18 protein-coding genes are annotated in these 15,609 nt (G+C 71.0%); 7 read left to right on the top strand and 11 right to left on the bottom strand.

The annotated features are described in order from the left end of the window. Nucleotides 1-66: 66 nt before the first annotated feature. Together ABD241_RS09865 and ABD241_RS09860 are read right to left on the bottom strand one after the other, a co-directional pair. The gene (locus ABD241_RS09865; RefSeq protein WP_344061307.1) at nt 67-945 is read right to left on the bottom strand and encodes a hypothetical protein; all 879 of its coding nucleotides are present in this window, start codon (nt 943-945) and stop codon (nt 67-69) included. 142 nt (nt 946-1,087) lie between these two features. Further along, nucleotides 1,088-1,543, bottom strand: coding sequence for a DUF4262 domain-containing protein (locus ABD241_RS09860; protein ID WP_344061304.1), 456 nt, complete (start codon nt 1,541-1,543; stop codon nt 1,088-1,090). A 276-nt stretch (nt 1,544-1,819) separates the two neighbouring features. On the opposite strand from ABD241_RS09860, the gene ABD241_RS09855 reads away from it, so the two are divergent. Then, nucleotides 1,820-2,257 (top strand): hypothetical protein, encoded by a 438-nt coding sequence (locus ABD241_RS09855; protein ID WP_344061301.1) that lies wholly within the window; start codon nt 1,820-1,822, stop codon nt 2,255-2,257. A gap of 148 nt (nt 2,258-2,405) precedes the next feature. Here the strand turns inward: ABD241_RS09855 and rplI are convergent, their stop codons facing one another. The 6 genes from rplI to ABD241_RS09825 all read right to left on the bottom strand — a co-directional run bounded on the left by rplI (nt 2,406) and on the right by ABD241_RS09825 (nt 8,085). Beyond that, entirely contained in the window at nt 2,406-2,852 is a 447-nt protein-coding gene (gene rplI, locus ABD241_RS09850) for a 50S ribosomal protein L9 (protein WP_344061298.1), read from the bottom strand. Nucleotides 2,853-2,878: 26 nt separating this feature from the next. After that, nucleotides 2,879-3,115, bottom strand: a complete 237-nt coding sequence (gene rpsR, locus ABD241_RS09845) for a 30S ribosomal protein S18 (protein WP_013494395.1) — start codon at nt 3,113-3,115, stop codon at nt 2,879-2,881. 147 nt (nt 3,116-3,262) lie between these two features. After that, nucleotides 3,263-3,868: a single-stranded DNA-binding protein gene (locus ABD241_RS09840; protein WP_344061295.1), complete on the bottom strand. Its 606-nt coding sequence runs from the start codon at nt 3,866-3,868 to the stop codon at nt 3,263-3,265. A gap of 58 nt (nt 3,869-3,926) precedes the next feature. Continuing rightward, nucleotides 3,927-4,214, bottom strand: coding sequence for a 30S ribosomal protein S6 (gene rpsF, locus ABD241_RS09835; RefSeq protein WP_344061292.1), 288 nt, complete (start codon nt 4,212-4,214; stop codon nt 3,927-3,929). Between the two features lie 249 nt (nt 4,215-4,463). Then, nucleotides 4,464-5,825: a hypothetical protein gene (locus tag ABD241_RS09830; RefSeq protein WP_344061289.1), complete on the bottom strand. Its 1,362-nt coding sequence runs from the start codon at nt 5,823-5,825 to the stop codon at nt 4,464-4,466. Between the two features lie 58 nt (nt 5,826-5,883). Next, complete coding sequence (locus ABD241_RS09825; RefSeq protein WP_344061286.1) at nt 5,884-8,085, bottom strand: transglycosylase domain-containing protein; 2,202 nt, start codon at nt 8,083-8,085, stop codon at nt 5,884-5,886. A 186-nt stretch (nt 8,086-8,271) separates the two neighbouring features. Here ABD241_RS09825 and ABD241_RS09820 point away from each other — a divergent pair, with 186 nt between their 5' ends. From ABD241_RS09820 to ABD241_RS09800, 5 genes are all read left to right on the top strand, one after another. Beyond that, a complete protein-coding gene (locus ABD241_RS09820; protein WP_344061283.1) occupies nt 8,272-8,859 on the top strand; it encodes a SigE family RNA polymerase sigma factor in 588 nt (195 codons plus the stop codon). Next, nucleotides 8,856-9,956: a hypothetical protein gene (locus ABD241_RS09815; RefSeq protein WP_344061280.1), complete on the top strand. Its 1,101-nt coding sequence runs from the start codon at nt 8,856-8,858 to the stop codon at nt 9,954-9,956. The genes ABD241_RS09820 and ABD241_RS09815 overlap by 4 nt, the downstream gene beginning before the upstream one ends. Before the next feature lie 142 nt (nt 9,957-10,098). After that, complete coding sequence (locus tag ABD241_RS09810; RefSeq protein WP_344061277.1) at nt 10,099-10,794, top strand: PadR family transcriptional regulator; 696 nt, start codon at nt 10,099-10,101, stop codon at nt 10,792-10,794. A 3-nt stretch (nt 10,795-10,797) separates the two neighbouring features. Next, complete coding sequence (locus tag ABD241_RS09805) at nt 10,798-11,889, top strand: inositol-3-phosphate synthase (RefSeq protein ID WP_344061274.1); 1,092 nt, start codon at nt 10,798-10,800, stop codon at nt 11,887-11,889. 147 nt (nt 11,890-12,036) lie between these two features. Continuing rightward, entirely contained in the window at nt 12,037-12,357 is a 321-nt protein-coding gene (locus ABD241_RS09800; RefSeq protein ID WP_344061272.1) for a YtxH domain-containing protein, read from the top strand. Between the two features lie 97 nt (nt 12,358-12,454). Here the strand turns inward: ABD241_RS09800 and ABD241_RS09795 are convergent, their stop codons facing one another. After that, complete coding sequence (locus ABD241_RS09795) at nt 12,455-13,264, bottom strand: DUF4190 domain-containing protein (RefSeq protein ID WP_344061271.1); 810 nt, start codon at nt 13,262-13,264, stop codon at nt 12,455-12,457. 93 nt (nt 13,265-13,357) lie between these two features. Then, nucleotides 13,358-14,020, bottom strand: a complete 663-nt coding sequence (locus tag ABD241_RS09790; protein ID WP_344061267.1) for a DedA family protein — start codon at nt 14,018-14,020, stop codon at nt 13,358-13,360. Nucleotides 14,021-14,268: 248 nt separating this feature from the next. Between ABD241_RS09790 and ABD241_RS09785 the strand changes: the two genes are divergently transcribed. Further along, the gene (locus tag ABD241_RS09785) at nt 14,269-14,907 is read left to right on the top strand and encodes a peroxiredoxin (protein WP_344061264.1); all 639 of its coding nucleotides are present in this window, start codon (nt 14,269-14,271) and stop codon (nt 14,905-14,907) included. Nucleotides 14,908-14,920: 13 nt separating this feature from the next. Here the strand turns inward: ABD241_RS09785 and ABD241_RS09780 are convergent, their stop codons facing one another. Then, nucleotides 14,921-15,592: a class I SAM-dependent methyltransferase gene (locus tag ABD241_RS09780; protein ID WP_344061261.1), complete on the bottom strand. Its 672-nt coding sequence runs from the start codon at nt 15,590-15,592 to the stop codon at nt 14,921-14,923. Nucleotides 15,593-15,609: the final 17 nt, after the last annotated feature.

The raw sequence follows: 15,609 nt of genomic DNA, 5'->3' as shown, positions 1-15,609 counted from the left end.
AGTGGGCACTTCCCACCACCCATCCACACCCCCCGCCCCATCGAGTGGGCACCTGGACCTGGGCCGTCAGCTCGAGCGCCTCGCGCTACGACGCATCTCGCGCTGCACCGCCAGGTCCATCGCATACGTCGAGAAGAAGCGCGGTTCTGCCCTGCTTACGTCCACCTCGGACCGAGAGATGCCGAGCGCCCGCGCGAAACGGAGCACGCACGCCTCGCGCTCGGATCGGGATGCCATGTCGGCCTTCCATATCTCCTCGACCTGCAGGCCGGCGCGGCGCTCGAAACCGAGTCGCCGCCGCTCGTCGCGCGCACGCTCCTCCTCGCCGGCGTGGAACTCCTCGCCCTGGTACTCACCGGCGACCCGCTGCTCCTTCCACAGCAGGTCGGCGTAACCGAGCAGATTGCCTGCCTCGTCGCACACGGGGTGGTTCAGCAGAGGCTCAGGCAGGCCGCAACGGACCAGCATGAGGCGGGCGAGGGTCTCGCGCGGCGAGGCTGATCCGACGCGGATCTCCTGCAGTGCCTCGAGCAACGTCACCTTGCCGCGGGGGCGCACGCGTCGCATCAGGGCCTCGCGCAACGGACCGACGGATTCGAGGCGCGTCGCTATGGCGTCGCCGACGACGATGAGGTCGTCCAGGCCCACGGGCTTGCCACGGCCCACCAGCTCACCGAGATCCATCCAGGTGTCGGCCAGTCCCACGACGGGCAGGCCCTCAGCCGTGTCTCGGCTGCGGGGGTGCAGGCAACGGTGAGCGACCACTCCGGGACGCCGCATACGCCTGGTGTCCAGTCGACTCGACACATGGAGCCGCCCGTCCTCCTCCATGGCATACGACAGCGGCAGTCCGAGCAGCGCGGCCGCCGTGACGTGGGAGAACGCGGCATCGGGTGGCAGCACGGGCAGCACGCCGCGCGCCCGCTCGGCCCACGTCCGGGGCATGCGGAGGGAACGCACGCCGCGTGTCGGCCGGACCAACATCGTCGAGTCGAGCACTCGTTGAGGTATGTCCTGAGCCGCTGCGTCACGGCGGAGGAAGGGGCTCACCGGCACCTCCAGCCCGGCGAGGTGGGGCAGTTCGAGCTCAGCAGCAGCCGCAGGGTCCGACATCGCGCGTGTCATCGATGACGGCCGAGAAGTCACCGGGCCTCGGGAACGCGGGCACGGAGGCCAGGGCAGGACGCCCGTAGTAACGGTTGGCGGCGAAGATGATCTCGCCCGGGTTGGGCACGTCCTCGATCAGGTACGTCTCGTCATGGCCCTCGAAGGTGAGCGGCTCGCCCGGTACGAGGTCGCGGCCGGCGGCCACGAGCGCGAACACGTGGTTGAGCAGGCCTGCTGCACTGGGGTATTCGAGCCCGAAGACCAGCAGCTCCGGATGGCCGAGCCCGGAGAGGCCGATCGTGTAGCAGAACGGCGTTGGGACTTCGTCCCCCTCGCAGAGGAAGACGTACTCGATCGAGCAGCCGTGCGTCCTGATGTTCTGGCTGACCCGTCGATCCTCCTGGTCCAGCCATGGCGCGACCCTGACGTCGTCCATGCCCCACCCCTCCCGAGTGCCGTTTCACGTGCCTCCACGGTGACGGCATACGTGCTCGTTGCCGAGCTGAGGACGACCCCTGTGCATGGCGGGGGTCGCTCGCGACGGGGGTGTGGACAGATGAACGGAAGTGCCCACTCGACGTCGAGGGGCGGTGCGGGCCCGGAGGGCGGGCCCCGAGGATCGCGACCACGACATGACAACCTCGCCGGCCCCGCCGCCGTCTTGGTAGGCACGGCTCCAAGGAGGAGCCCGACAGACAAGGGGATCCCAACCATGAACGTCTCGCGCAGCCTCACCACCGTCGCTCTGGCCGCCACGGCCGCACTCTCGGTGACGACCCTCGCCGTCACGCCCGCCTCAGCCGGCGGCGCCCCCGACCTCGGCACCGTGGGTGTCGACCGGCTGGCAAGCCTCGGCACCGACGGCGTGACGGTCCACGGCACGTACGCGTGCACCGTGCCCGACGCCGCGGGGGCCTCGGGTCCCGGCACGATCGGCGTCGAGCTCGTCTCGCGCTCGGGCGCCTCGACCTCGGGCACGGTCGCCGTGACGTGCGACGGGACAACCCGTTCTTGGACGGTCACGGCTTCGGCTGTTTCGCTGCGACACGGGCAGGCCTGGCTGCACGGCTACCTCGAGGTGCCGGACGCCGCGGGCAACACCCCGTGGAACCTCTTCGATGCAACCGTCATCGTCGTCGGTAGCCGCTGATCCACCCTGTGGACAACTGGGGCGAAGTGCCCACTCGACGTGGGGCAGGAGGGACGGCGGGGTCGGGTGACGGGGACCTGCCGGACATGGCGAAGGGCCGGGACCCGCGGTGCGGGTCCCGGCCCTTAGACCGTGCGTGAGGCGTGCCTCAGGCGGAGACGACCTCGAACTTCAGGGTCGCCGCGACCTCGGGGTGCAGACGGACGGTCGCCTCGTAGGAGCCGAGCGTCTTGATGGCCTGCTTGACCTCGATCTTGCGCTTGTCGAGCTCGGGGCCACCGGCAGCCTTGACGGCCGCGGCGATGTCGCCGTTGCTGACGGCGCCGAAGAGACGGCCGGACTGGCCGGACTTCGCCGGCACCTGCACCGACGTCGCCTCGAGCTGGCCCTTGACACCCTTGGCCTGGTCGAGGTCCTTGATCGCGCGGACCTCGCGGCCCTTGGTCAGGGCGTCGACCTGCTTCTGGCCGCCCTTGGTCCACGGGGTCGCGAGACCGCGCGGGAGCAGGAAGTTGCGGCCGTAGCCGTCCTTGACCTCGACGATGTCGCCGGCCTCGCCGAGACCGCTGACCTCGTGCGTGAGAATGAGCTTCATGGTGTTCTCCTCGTTCCCGAACCGGCTCAGCGAGCCGAGCTCGAGTAGGGCAGCAGGGCCATCTCACGGGCGTTCTTGACGGCCGTGGCGATGAGACGCTGCTCCTGGACGGACACACCGGTCACCCGACGCGCGCGGATCTTGCCGCGGTCGGAGATGAACTTGCGCAGCAGCGCGGTGTCCTTGTAGTCGATGTTCTCGACCTTCGCCGCCTTCAGCGGGTTGGCCTTCTTCTTGGGCTTGCGCACAACGGGCTTTGCCATCGTGGTGCTCTCCTTCTTGATGAGAGCCCGGGGTTTCGTGCCCCGGGATGGAAACGAACTTCTTGGGTATGCCGTCCGGCTGGCTCACCGGACGACGGAACTGACCTGCTCGAGCTGGCTCGGCCGATCAGGCGATGTCAGGCGAGATCAGAACGGGGGCTCGTCGTAGCTGGGGGCAGAACCCCAGCCACCACCCTGCTGGCCACCGGGCTGCGGCGAACCGCCGGCCGGAGCACCACCGGCAGGCTGTCCCCAGCCGCCCTGGCCGCCGCCCTGGCCCCCGGCGGAACCGCCGGTCGCCCACGGGTCCTCGGCCTGGCCACCGCCGCCGCTCCAGCCGCCGCCCTGGTTGCCCTGGCCGCCGCCGAAGCCGCCACCGCCGCCGCCGCGCTGGGTCTTGTTGACCTTCGCGGTGGCACTGCGCAGGGACGGGCCGATCTCGTCGACGTCCATCTCCACGACGGTGCGCTTCTCGCCTTCCTTCGTCTCGTAGGACCGAGACTTCAGACGGCCGGACACGATCACGCGCATGCCTCGCTGGCAGGACTCGGCGACGTTCTCCGCCGCGTCGCGCCACACGGAACAGCGCATGAACAGCGTCTCGCCGTCCTTCCACTCATTGCTCTGGCGGTCGAACTGCCGCGGCGTCGAGGCCACGGTGAAGTTCGCGACCGCGGCACCGGACGGCGTGAAACGCAGCTCGGGGTCGGCGGTCAGGTTGCCGATGATCGTGATGACGGTGTCGCCTGCCATACGTGGCTCCGTTCAGTCCTTCGTCCGGTGATCGAGCAGTTCAGTGGCTGGTGCGTGATCAGGCGCCGGGGCGCAGCAGCTTCGTGCGCATGACCGACTCGCTGAGGTTCAGCTGGCGGTCGAGCTCCTGGGCGGTGGCCGGCTCGGCCGTCATCGTGACGACGACGTAGATGCCCTCGGACTTCTTCTTGATGTCGTAGGCGAGACGGCGACGGCCCCAGATGTCGACGTTGTCGACGCTGCCCCCGTCGTTCTTCACGACGGTGAGGAACTTGTCCATCGTCGTGCCGACGGTGCGCTCTTCGGTCTCCGGGTCGAGGATGACCATGAGTTCGTACTGACGCATGCTTCTAACCCACCTCCTCTGGTCTCGGCGGTCACGAGTCTCTCTCGTGACAGGAGGGTTGCATTCGTCCCACCGCGAGCCTTTGGGGCCCGGCCTTCTCTCCAGCCGGGTCCAGCCTCGCAGACCACACCGACATCGGTCGGGACGATCCACAGGCCACCGGGCGCGCGGTGAACTGGGCAAGACTACCCGGCGGGACGGCATACGCAGAAATCGCGGCGCCTCCGGGGTCGTGGCCGGCATCGCGGCTCACGAGAACCGGACGATCAGCCCGTCCTCGGCCCCGGCCAGCGGCCCGGCCAGGTCGTCGACCTCGCCCGCACCGTGACCGTCGGCACCGCCGCCACCACGCCGCTCCCGCGCCCGCAGCCACACCACCGCGACGAGCCACAGCACCGCCACGACCCGCAGCATCGAGAAGAAGGCGTACCAGGGCGCCGGGAGCCCGCGGTCGGGAACAGTGGTCGCGGCGATGGTGAGCCACACCGCGACGAAGTTGAGGGCCTCGGCGCCGGCCCAGATCAGGTGATCGCGCCACTGGATCGCGCACCACGCGATGAGCGGGAGCAGCCACACCGAGCTCTGGACCGTGAAGGACTTGCCGGTGACCAGCACGATCCCGACCATCACGAGCGACACCTCGGCGAGGGTGGGCCTGCGGGCCGACGACAGCGCGAGCACCGCCCCGACGAGCAGGGCCACGAGCCAGCCGACGACCGCGAGCGCGGTCACGGCCCCCGAGGGCAGCGGGTGCCCGGCCAGCTGCGGCAGCAGCCACGGCGAGCCGTAGCCGGCCGACGCCGAGACCCAGCCCTCGTAGGGCGACAGGGCCGCACCGTGGTTGAGCATCCACAGCGCGGAGAGCAGCGCGCCGGCGGTGAGCAGCGCGTAGCCGACGGTGCGGCCGGTCTCGCGCACCCGCCCGGCCCGCAGGGCGAGCAGGACGATGGCCACGAGGACGAGTACGGGGTAGGACCGGGCGCCGATGGCCAGGCCGAGCAGCACCCCGGCGAGCGTGCGGTGGCGGCGCGACCACGCCCACATGCCCGCGCTGGCGAGGGCCACGCCGAGGAGGTCGGCGGAGATGAAGCCGGCGAGCACCACCACCGGCGAGAGGGCGACGTGGGCGGCCGAGAAGGGCCGCGCGGCCGACGACGCGACGAGCCAGACGATGACGAGCAGCAGCAGGGTCAGCAGCACCGACCACAGCGCGAAGTACCACGAGGCCCGCGATGTCAGGGGTCCACCGTCGGGCGTGATGCTGGCGACCGCCGTCAGCACCAGCCCGGTCAGGGGCGGCTGTCCCGTGACCGGCGCGCCGTCGCCCCCCTGGAGGTATGCCGCGACGCCGGCCTTGAGGTTCGCGTCGCGGTACGCGGCGGGAAGGTCGGCGTAGCAGGCGCTCCAGAACTGCGTGTCGCCGGTGAAACCGGTCCGCAGGCAGGGAGCGCGGAGCAGCACCGCCAGGCCGGCCGTGACGGCCGTCAGGGCCGACAGCACGGCGGCCGTGAGCACCCACGGGAGCTCACGGCCGGCGGCATACCGCCCCCGGGGACCTCCGATGACCTCGGAGGCCGCCCGCACGACGGCGTCGTCAGCCGTCCTGCTCACCGTCCTGCTCAACGGGGCGTCACCGTGCCTCCACGTCCTGCACCCGCGGCCCGGCTCGTCACCCGGCGCCCGCCTGGGTGCTCCGGCCCGGAAGCGGGACGGTGATCGTCGGCTGTTGCGTGGTCGTGTTCGGGCTCGGCTTGCCCGTGCCCCTGGTCTTGGTCGGCTGCTCCGTCGTCGTGGTCGGCGCCTGCGTCGTCGTCGTGGTCGGCGGCTGCGTCGTGGTCGTCGGCGGCTGCGTGGACGTCTGCGTCGGCACCGGCGTGAAGGTGGGGGTCGGCGTGGGGACCTTGTCGTCGCCGACGCCCGCGCGGGCCGGGAAGTCCTGGACCTCCATGTTGGCCGTGGCGGGCTTCATGAAGTCGAGCCAGATGTTCGCGGGGATCGTCGACCCGTCGGGCAGCGCCGACTCCTCCTCCGACAGCGGCAGGCTCGACTTGCCGTCGGGGCTCGGCTTGTACATGCCGACCGACACCGCGAGCTGCGGGATGAACCCGCTGAACCACTTCGAGCGGTTGTTCTCGGACGTGCCGGTCTTGCCGGCCGCGGGACGGCCGAGCTCGCGGCCGATCTTGGTCGCCGTGCCTCCCGGCTTGACCGTGTAGGTCATCGCGTCGGTGGTGTCGGCGGTGACGTCCTTGTCGAACGCACGCTTGGTCTCCGGCTTGGCCTGGTAGGAGAAGTCGCTCGTCGTCGACGAGATCCTGGCCACCAGGTAGGGCTTGGAACGCACGCCCTGCGAGGCGATGGTGGAGTACGCCGAGGCCATGTCGATGACGTGCGGTGAGGCGGTGCCCAGGATGTTCGTCAGGTCGGTGCCGAGACCGCTGGTGTCGGCCGGGATACCCGCGTCGATCGCGGCCTGCTTGGTCTCGGCCGGACCGATCTGCTGGTTGAGGTTGACGAACGCGGTGTTGATCGAGCGCCCGATCATCCGTCGCATGTCGACCTGCCCGTAGGACCTGTCGTTGAAGTTGTTGATCGTGGTCGAGCCGAAGGTCTGGGGCGTGTCGCCGTCGAACTTGGTCTTCGTCGAGATGCCCTTGCGGACCGCGGCGAGGACGCCGAACGGCTTGAAGTTGGAGCCGCCCTGCATGGTGGCCTGCGTCGAGGTGTTGTACTGCGACTTCGAGTAGTCGGGGCCGCCGTACATCGCCACCACCGCGCCGTCACCGGGCCGGACCGCGACGAGCCCGCCCGTCACCTTCTGGGGCAGGTCGTTCTTCATGGCGGCGACAGCGGCGTCCTGGGACCGCTTGTCGATCGTCGTGACGATGCGCAGGCCGCCGTTGTCGATGTCGCGGTCGGACAGGCCCGTCGAGAGCAGCTCCTTCTTGACCTCGGCCGTGATGTAGCCGTTGGGCCCCGACGAGAACCTGTTGCTCCTGTAGGGCTGGATCTTGGGCAGCTGCGCGAACTTGGCGCGCTCGGCCGCGCTCAGCCAGCCCTCCTGCACCATGCCGTCGAGGACGTACGCGTAGCGCCGGGTCAGGTTCTCCTTGGCCGCCGCGCCGTTCGCCGGGTCGTACATCGAGGGCGCGTTGATGACGGCGGCGAGCACGGCGCCCTCACCGACCGTGAGCTGGGAGACGTCCTTGCCGAAGTACGCCTTGGCCGCGCTCTGGATGCCGTAGGCGCCGCGGCCGTAGTAGATGGTGTTGAGGTACTTCTCGAGGATCTCGGACTTGGGCAGCTGGCCGTCGATCTTGACGGAGATGAGGATCTCCTTGGCCTTGCGCGAGACGGTCCGGTCCTGGGTCAGGAAGTAGTTCTTGACGTACTGCTGGGTGATGGTGGAGCCGCCGACCTGCGCCTCGCCGGTGATGCTCGTCTTGACGGCGCGCAGGATGCCGCCGACGGAGATGCCGTTGTTCTGGTAGAAGGTGCGGTCCTCCGCGGCGATGTGCGCGTCCTGGACGAACTTGGGCACCTTGGTCAGGGGCACCGACTCGCGGTTGCCGTTCTGGACGGCGATGCGGTCGAGCTCGGTCTTGCCGTCGTTGTAGTAGACGATCGAGACCTGCTTGTTGGCGAGCTGGTTGGGCTGCGGGATGGACGTCTGCTGGTAGGCGATGAAGACGCCGACGGCGCCGAGCACGATCAGCACGGCGGCCGCGATCGAGCCCCACTTGAGGGTGCCGACGAGCCACTTCCTCCAGCCGGTGCGGCCCTGGCCGCCGCTGCCCCCGCCGCCGTCCCGGGACCCGCCCCGGGCGCCCGACAGCTGGGCAGCGCGGATGTCGCGCCTGCTCTGCGTCACAACGTGCTCCATTCGGTGTTGAGGCCCGGGAACCGTCCCGAGCCGCCACTCAGTATGACCCGACCGGCGCCCCGGTGCCGAAATCCGGAACGTCCCTCACAAACGCGGCACAACGGCGCCACAGGTTGCTTCCCAACCGGGGTGCGACGTGCAACCTTTCTGCAGGGCCAGCCGGTCGAGCCGGGTGTGACCACAGTGACAGGGACCGGCACCGGGGCGAGCAGCACGTCGCCCGCGCCGCTGACGGGGGGACGGACGTTGGAGCGGGAGTCCTTCGACGACTTCGTGGCCACCCGGTCCACGCGACTGCTTCGGACCGCATACCTGCTCACCCACGACCGCGCGCTCGCCGAGGACCTCGTGCAGGCGTCGCTGGCCAAGGCGTGGTTCGCGTGGGGGCGCATCGAGAGCCGGCCGGAGGCGTACGTCCGCCGGGTCATGGTCAACACGTACTCGAGCTGGTGGCGCCGGCGCTGGAACGGCGAGGAGGCCACGGCCGAGCTGCCCGAGCGGCGCGACGCCCACCGCCTCCACGGCGCCGAGAACGCCCGGGTCGACGAGCGCACCGACCTGTGGCGCGCCCTCGAGCGACTACCCAAGCGGCAGCGGGCCGTCGTCGTGCTCCGCTTCTACGAGGACCTGTCGGAGGCCGAGACCGCCGAGATCATGCAGTGCTCGGTCGGCACCGTGAAGAGCCAGGCGAGCCGGGCGCTCGCGAAGCTCCGCATCGACCCCAGCCTGCGCCCGACCGCCGACGAGGAGCCCGCCCGATGAACGTCACCGACCTGCGCGATGAGCTGACCACCCACGCCGACGACCTCGGCGCCGCTCCTGACTTCCGCGCCGGCATCGCGGCCCGGGTGCGCCGGACGAAGCGGCGCCGGGCCACGGCCGCGGGCGCGGCGACCCTGGCCGTGGCGGCCCTCGCCGTCGGCCTCGTGGGTGCCACCGGCCGGCAGGCTCCGGCGGTGCCGGCCGGCAGAGCCTCGGGCACCGCCACCAGCACCGCTCCCATGATCGGCTCCGACGGTATGCCTTACCGGACCGTCCCGGATGCCCCCGGCGACGTCGTCAGGGACGGGCTGCGCTACCGCGCCAAGGTGGCCGACGACACGCTCGCCGCCGGCTTCATCGGGGACCCCGGCCAGGCGCAGTTCTCGCTGGCCTGGGAGCCGACCACCGTCCACGTGTCCGTCGGGGCCGAGTGCTACCTGCCCGACCTGACCCAGGACGAGGCGTCGGCCTACCTCGTGACGCTCGGGCTGGAGGGCAGGGCCGGCTTCTTCGGCAGCCAGTGCAAGGGTGGGCGGCCGACGGAGCGCGACCTGCCTGCCGGAGGGGCCGTGCCGGGCGAGCCGGGCCAGGGGTGGACGGAGCTGACGGTCGGCCGGAGCGCCCGCCTGCGCGTCCAGCTCGTCGACGCGAAGACGAGCAAGCCCGCCTCGGTCGAGGGCGCCCAGCTGACGGGAGCCGTCTACGAGCAGGGCAGGCAGCAGCCGGTCGTGGACTCGACAGGCCGCACGGTCGCGTCACTGCCGGACGTCGTCGAGCACCAGGGCTACCGCTACGAGCTCATCGGCATCGAGGCAGCCCCGCTGGCGTCGTGGCACGACCTGACGACGGGCGTTCCCGCCGGGATGGCGCTGGTCACCTGGGGCTCCGCCGGCGACAACCTGACAGGCAGCTCGGCGACCGCCGACTCCGGGACCCGGCTGACGGGCCTGCCGAGTGGCACCGAGGGCCACGGCTACGGCTCGTGGGGCACCAGCCCGGTGCCCGACGGCTCCGACCACACGGTGACGGTGACGACCGTGGGCCCGCGGCCCGACCACGGCGCCGGGTTCCTGGCCCTCTACACGCTCGAGCACTGACGCCGACTGCTCGCGGTGCGATCAGCCGGATCGAACGTCGGTTCTGCCCCCTGGGAGGCGAGAGCGGGTTTCGATCCGGCTGATTCCACCATTGTGTCGGAGTGATGTATCGCAGCGATATATCCACGTGTAGCATGGCGGTATGCCGTCCGCCGACCGTCCGCAGAGCCGCCGCGCCGCCCTGCTCGAGTTCGCGGTCCTCGGCCTGCTCCACGACGGCCCCCTGCACGGCTACGAGCTGCGCAAGCGCCTCACCACCGCGCTCGGCATCTTCCGGGCCCTGTCCTACGGCTCGCTCTACCCGGCGCTGCGCCACCTGGTCGGCGCCGGCTGGATCCACGAGACCACCCACACCGCCGAGGCGGGCACCCGCACCGCTGGCGCCGGCAGCAAGCGGCCCCGGATCACCTACGAGCTGACCGCCGAGGGCAAGGAGCACTTCCAGGACCTCGTGGCCGCCAGCGGGCCCGACGCCTGGGACGACGACGACTTCGACGTGCGCTTCGCCTTCTTCTCCCGCACCGAGGCCCAGGTCCGCCTGCGCATCCTCGAGGGTCGCCGCTCGCGCCTCGAGGAGCGCCTCGCCAACATCCGCGACGCCTCGCAGGCCCGCCGCGAGCGCATGGACACCTACACCCTGGCCCTGCAGCAGCACGGTGAGGAGCGGGCCGAGCGCGAGGTGCGCTGGCTCGAGGAGCTCATCGTCGCCGAACGGCGCGCAGCCCTCGACCCCGGACCGGCGGCATACGACGACCTGCCCGGCGACCCGCCTGGCGCGGTCCCCCAGAACCCCCAGAGCACGACCACCGAGAGCACGAACCCCAACAACAAGGAGTGATCCATGGGATCCGTACGCGTCGCCATCGTCGGCGTCGGCAACTGCGCGAGCTCGCTCGTGCAGGGCGTCGAGTACTACAAGGACGCCGACCCGACCGCCGGTGTCCCCGGCCTCATGCACGTCACGTTCGGCGACTACCACGTCGGTGACGTCGAGTTCGTCGCCGCGTTCGACGTCGACGACAAGAAGGTCAGCAAGGACCTCTCCGAGGCCATCAACGCCTCCGAGAACAACACGATCAAGATCGCCGACGTGCCCACCACGGGCGTCGAGGTCATGCGCGGCCACACGCTCGACGGCCTCGGCAAGTACTACAAGCAGACCATCGACGAGTCGGCCGCCGAGCCGGTCGACGTCGTGCAGGTCCTCAAGGACCGCAAGGTCGACGTCCTCGTCTCCTACCTCCCGGTGGGCTCCGAGCAGGCCGACAAGTTCTACGCGCAGTGCGCCATCGACGCGAAGGTCGCCTTCGTCAACGCCCTGCCGGTCTTCATCGCCTCCGACCCCGAGTGGGCCGCGAAGTTCGAGGCCGCCGGCGTGCCGATCATCGGCGACGACATCAAGAGCCAGGTCGGCGCGACCATCACGCACCGCGTCATGGCCAAGCTGTTCGAGGACCGCGGTGTCGCGCTCGACCGGACGTACCAGCTCAACGTCGGCGGCAACATGGACTTCAAGAACATGCTCGAGCGCGAGCGCCTGGAGTCCAAGAAGGTCTCCAAGACCCAGGCCGTCACGAGCAACCTGACCGGGTCGCTGGCGGGTCTCGTCGACAGCAAGAACGTCCACATCGGCCCGTCCGACTACGTCGCGTGGCTCGACGACCGCAAGTGGGCCTACGTCCGCCTCGAGGGCCGCGCCTTCGGTGACGTGCCGCTGAACCTCGAGTACAAGCTCGAGGTGTGGGACTCCCCCAACTCGGCCGGCATCATCATCGACGCCATCCGCGCGGCGAAGATCGCCAAGGACCGCGGCATCGGCGGCGCCCTGCTGTCCGCCTCGTCCTACCTGATGAAGTCCCCGCCGGAGCAGCGCCCGGACGACCTCGGTCGCGCCAAGCTCGAGGCCTTCATCGCGGGCACCGAGGAGCGCTGACCCACCCGCATCACCTGTGAGGCCCCCTTCCAGCCGGGAGGGGGCCTCTCGTGACTCATCGGGCCGCATCCGGGACGAGGTGGGTATGGCTCAGGTAGATCGTCGGCGTCCACTCAGGGCTGCCGGCACGAACCCACGGAGGCCCCCATGAAGAGAATGCTCATCCTCGGCGCCGGCGCAATCGGCTTCCTCCTCGGCTCACGGGCCGGTCGGGAGCCCTACGAGCAGTTCATGCGCACCATCGGCCAGCTGAAGGACGACCCGCGCGTCCAGGAGAAGGCTCAGCAGGGTGCTCGGATGGTGCGCGAGCAGGCGCCGGTCGTGGCCGACAAGGTGGCCGATGCCGCCAGGACGGCGACCGACAAGGTCACCACAGCGGTGTCAGGGTCCGGGTCCGACACCGACGAGCGCATCGAGCAGGCGGTCCAGTTCCAGAAGGACCACGGCCCCAAGGGCCCCCTGCCCTGAGGGCCGGCCACCTCGGTATGCCGTGAGGCCCCCTCCCAGCCGGGAGGGGGCCTCACGGCTGGGAGGGGGCCTCACGCGTTGCTGCGGGAGAAGCCGGCTACTTCAGGGCCGAGCCCGTCGTCGTGCCCGACGGGGCCTCCACGAGGCAGAGCACGGTCCGGTCGCCGCGCCAGGTGTCGGCGTCGGGGTAGATGTAGGACGGGTCCAGGTCTGCGGCGGCGCGGTCGGTCAGCAGGGAGTCGGCCTTGTCGCTGCACCCGCTCTCGGCCTCGTCCGTGACCTTCGCCTCGCCCGGGTACGGGCCGCCCGGCAGCTCGATGGCGGTCACGACCTGGCTCTCGTGGGGCGAGGTGCACGGGATGCGGGTGACCACGTCGATCGAGTCGGTGCGGCCACCGGAGAAGCAGTCGCCGGCGGCCAGCTTGTCGACGAACACCTGCGACCCACCGGTCACGGGTGCGGACGCGCTCGGCTGCGGCTGGTCCATGGCGCCCCCGAGCACGGCGGCGACCACCACCGCCGCCCAGCCGAGGGTGCCGAGGGCCCCGAGGACGATGCCGGTGATCGCCCGCCCTCGTCCGCGTTGGAAGCCGGACCGCAGCTGGTGGAGGGCGACGACACCGAGGACGACGGCGAGCACGCCGACGAGCGGGATGAACGCAGCCAGTCCACAGCACAGGGCGGCGATCGCAAGGCCATTGACACTGCCTCGCGACGACGGCGGCACATCCGGCTGGCCCGGCTGCCCGAAGGGCGCCGCCGGGTCTGGCTGCCCGAACGGCCCGGGCGGGACGGCATACGGCGTCACCGGCGTCGGGACCTGTGCCTCGGTCGCGGCGGCGTGAGGCAGCTCGGCGACGGGTGCAGGGTGCGGAGGGCCGCTGGGTGGCGGTAGCTCGGGGGTCACGGCGAGGAGCATCCCACGCGCGCGCCGCGACCGGGACGAAAGGGGCGATGCGGTCAGGCGTCACGGGGGCCTGAGCCACCGGCCGCCCCTGGCTCAGCGGGTCTGCGAGGTCTCTGCCTCGCGCGCCCGGGAGCCCTCCGAGCCCTCGGCGCGGTGCCGGCGCACCTGCCACACGACGAACGCCACCACGGCCACCACGGCGACCGCGATCCCCGCGCCCCGCCCGAGCCAGGTCTCGACCTTGGCGTAGGACTGGCCGGCGAGGTAGCCCGCCGTGACGACGACGACGCCCCAGGCGATGCCGCCGGCGGCGTTCCACCGCAGGAACGTCGGGTAGTGCATCTTCGACATCCCGGCGAGGGCGGGGATCACGGCCCGGAGGAAGGCCGTCCAGCGGCCGAGGAAGACGGCGGCTCCCCCGCGCCGGCCGAGGAAGTCCTGGGCCTGATCGATGCGCTCGCGGTGCCGGTCGAAGGCGCGCAGCCGCACGACCCGGCCGCCGAGGTGACGGCCGACCTCGAAGCCGACGGTGTCGCCGATGATCGCCGCGGCGACCACGACGACGAGCACGGCGGCGAGCGGGACGTGCCCGAGCGAGGCCGCCACGCCACCGAGCAGGGCCACGGTCTCCCCCGGCACGACGAAGCCGACGAAGATCGCGTCCTCGACGAAGACGATCGTCCCGACGACGAGCAGCACGAGCCAGGTCGGGGCGCTGAGGACCTCGTGGGTGATGTTCTCGAGCAGGGCGCTCACGACGGGCTCCTCGGGTCTGTGGCAGGTGGGCGACGGGTGGTGGGGTCGGCGCCACGTCCGCGTGCGTCTGGCTCCTACCTCCCAGTCTCGGGGTCCTGGCTGTGCCCGTTCTGTGAAACGAGCGACCGATGCCCCGGATGGCGTCACGACATTTGGACACCCATAACGCTTGCGCATGGTCCACGGCCACAATGGGCGGCAGACCGCGGGGAACCTGCCCCACCACGACCGAGCGCAAGGACGAGCCGATGGCAACACCGCGACTGGGCGAGACCGCCCCCGACTTCGAGGCCACCACGACCGAGGGCCCGATCCGGTTCCATGAGTGGAAGGGCGGCAGCTGGGCCGTCCTGTTCAGCCACCCCGCCGACTTCACGCCGGTGTGCACGACCGAGCTGGGTCGCGTCGCGGCACTGTCCGACGAGTGGGCCAGGCGGGACGTCAAGGTCCTTGCCGTCTCGGTCGACCCGATCGACCAGCACGAGGCGTGGAAGGGCGACATCGAGGAGGTCGGCGGCGCCACCGTCGCCTACCCGATCATCGCCGACGACTCGCGCGAGGTCTCCGAGGCCTACGACATGATCCACCCGGGCGAGGGCGACACCTCCGGGGTGCGCTCGGTCTTCGTCATCGACCCGAGCAACAAGGTCCGGCTGTCGCTGACCTACCCCAAGAGCGTCGGGCGCAACTTCGACGAGATCCTGCGCGCCGTCGACGCGCTGCAGCTCACCGACCGGGGCCCTTTCTCCACGCCCGCCGACTGGCGCGACGGCCAGAAGGTCATCGTCGCCCCGACCGTGTCGACCGAGGACGCCCGCCAGCGCTTCGGTGAGGGCGCCGTCGAGGAGGTCAAGCCCTACCTGCGCTACACGACCGCTCCCGCCTGAGCGGGGAGGGAGCTCACGCGCGGACGGCGAGCACGACGGCCTGGTCGTCACGCTCACTGCCGGTGGCGCGGCGCACCATTCGCGCCACCTCGCTCGACCCGGCGGCCGCCAGGCCGGCCGAGAGGTCGTCGGCGGTGTAGAGGTGGCGCACGAGCGTGATGTCGTGCCCGAAACGGCGGTAGCTCGGCGCCACGTCGCGTATGCCGTGTCCCGACTGGGAGGCCACGAGCAGGTGGCCGCCCGGCCGGGTCACGCGTACGGCCTCCGCGAGCAGCTGAGGCAGCCCGGACGGCGGCGTGTGGATGACGGAGTACCACAGCAGCACCCCGTCGACCGACTCGTCACCGAAGGGGAGCGCGTCGAGCGAGGCGACGCCGAAGTCGAGGTCCGGGTGGTCGTGCCGCGCCATCGCCACCATGCCCGGCGAGAGGTCCACCCCGTGCGGCCTCAGAGCCCGGTCGGCCAGGTAGCGGCTCATCCGGCCCGCCCCGCAGCCGGCGTCGAGCACCTCGCTGCCGGGACCGACGGCCGCGGCGAACGCATCGACCATCGCGAGGTCGAGCGACGTCTCGGCCCACGTGTCAGGGAAGTAGGCGGCGTAGTCGCCGGCGACGGTGTCGTACGCCTCGCGCACCGAGGCGTACCCGCCGGGGATGTCGTGGTCGGCCGCTGCCTCAGTCACCATGCGGGGCAGCATGGCAG

The organism is Terrabacter lapilli (assembly GCF_039531305.1).
Taxonomy (GTDB): Bacteria; Actinomycetota; Actinomycetes; order Actinomycetales; family Dermatophilaceae; genus Terrabacter; species Terrabacter lapilli.
Note: the sequence above shows the minus strand (reverse complement) of the source record. Positions and strands in the feature narration are given on the sequence as shown.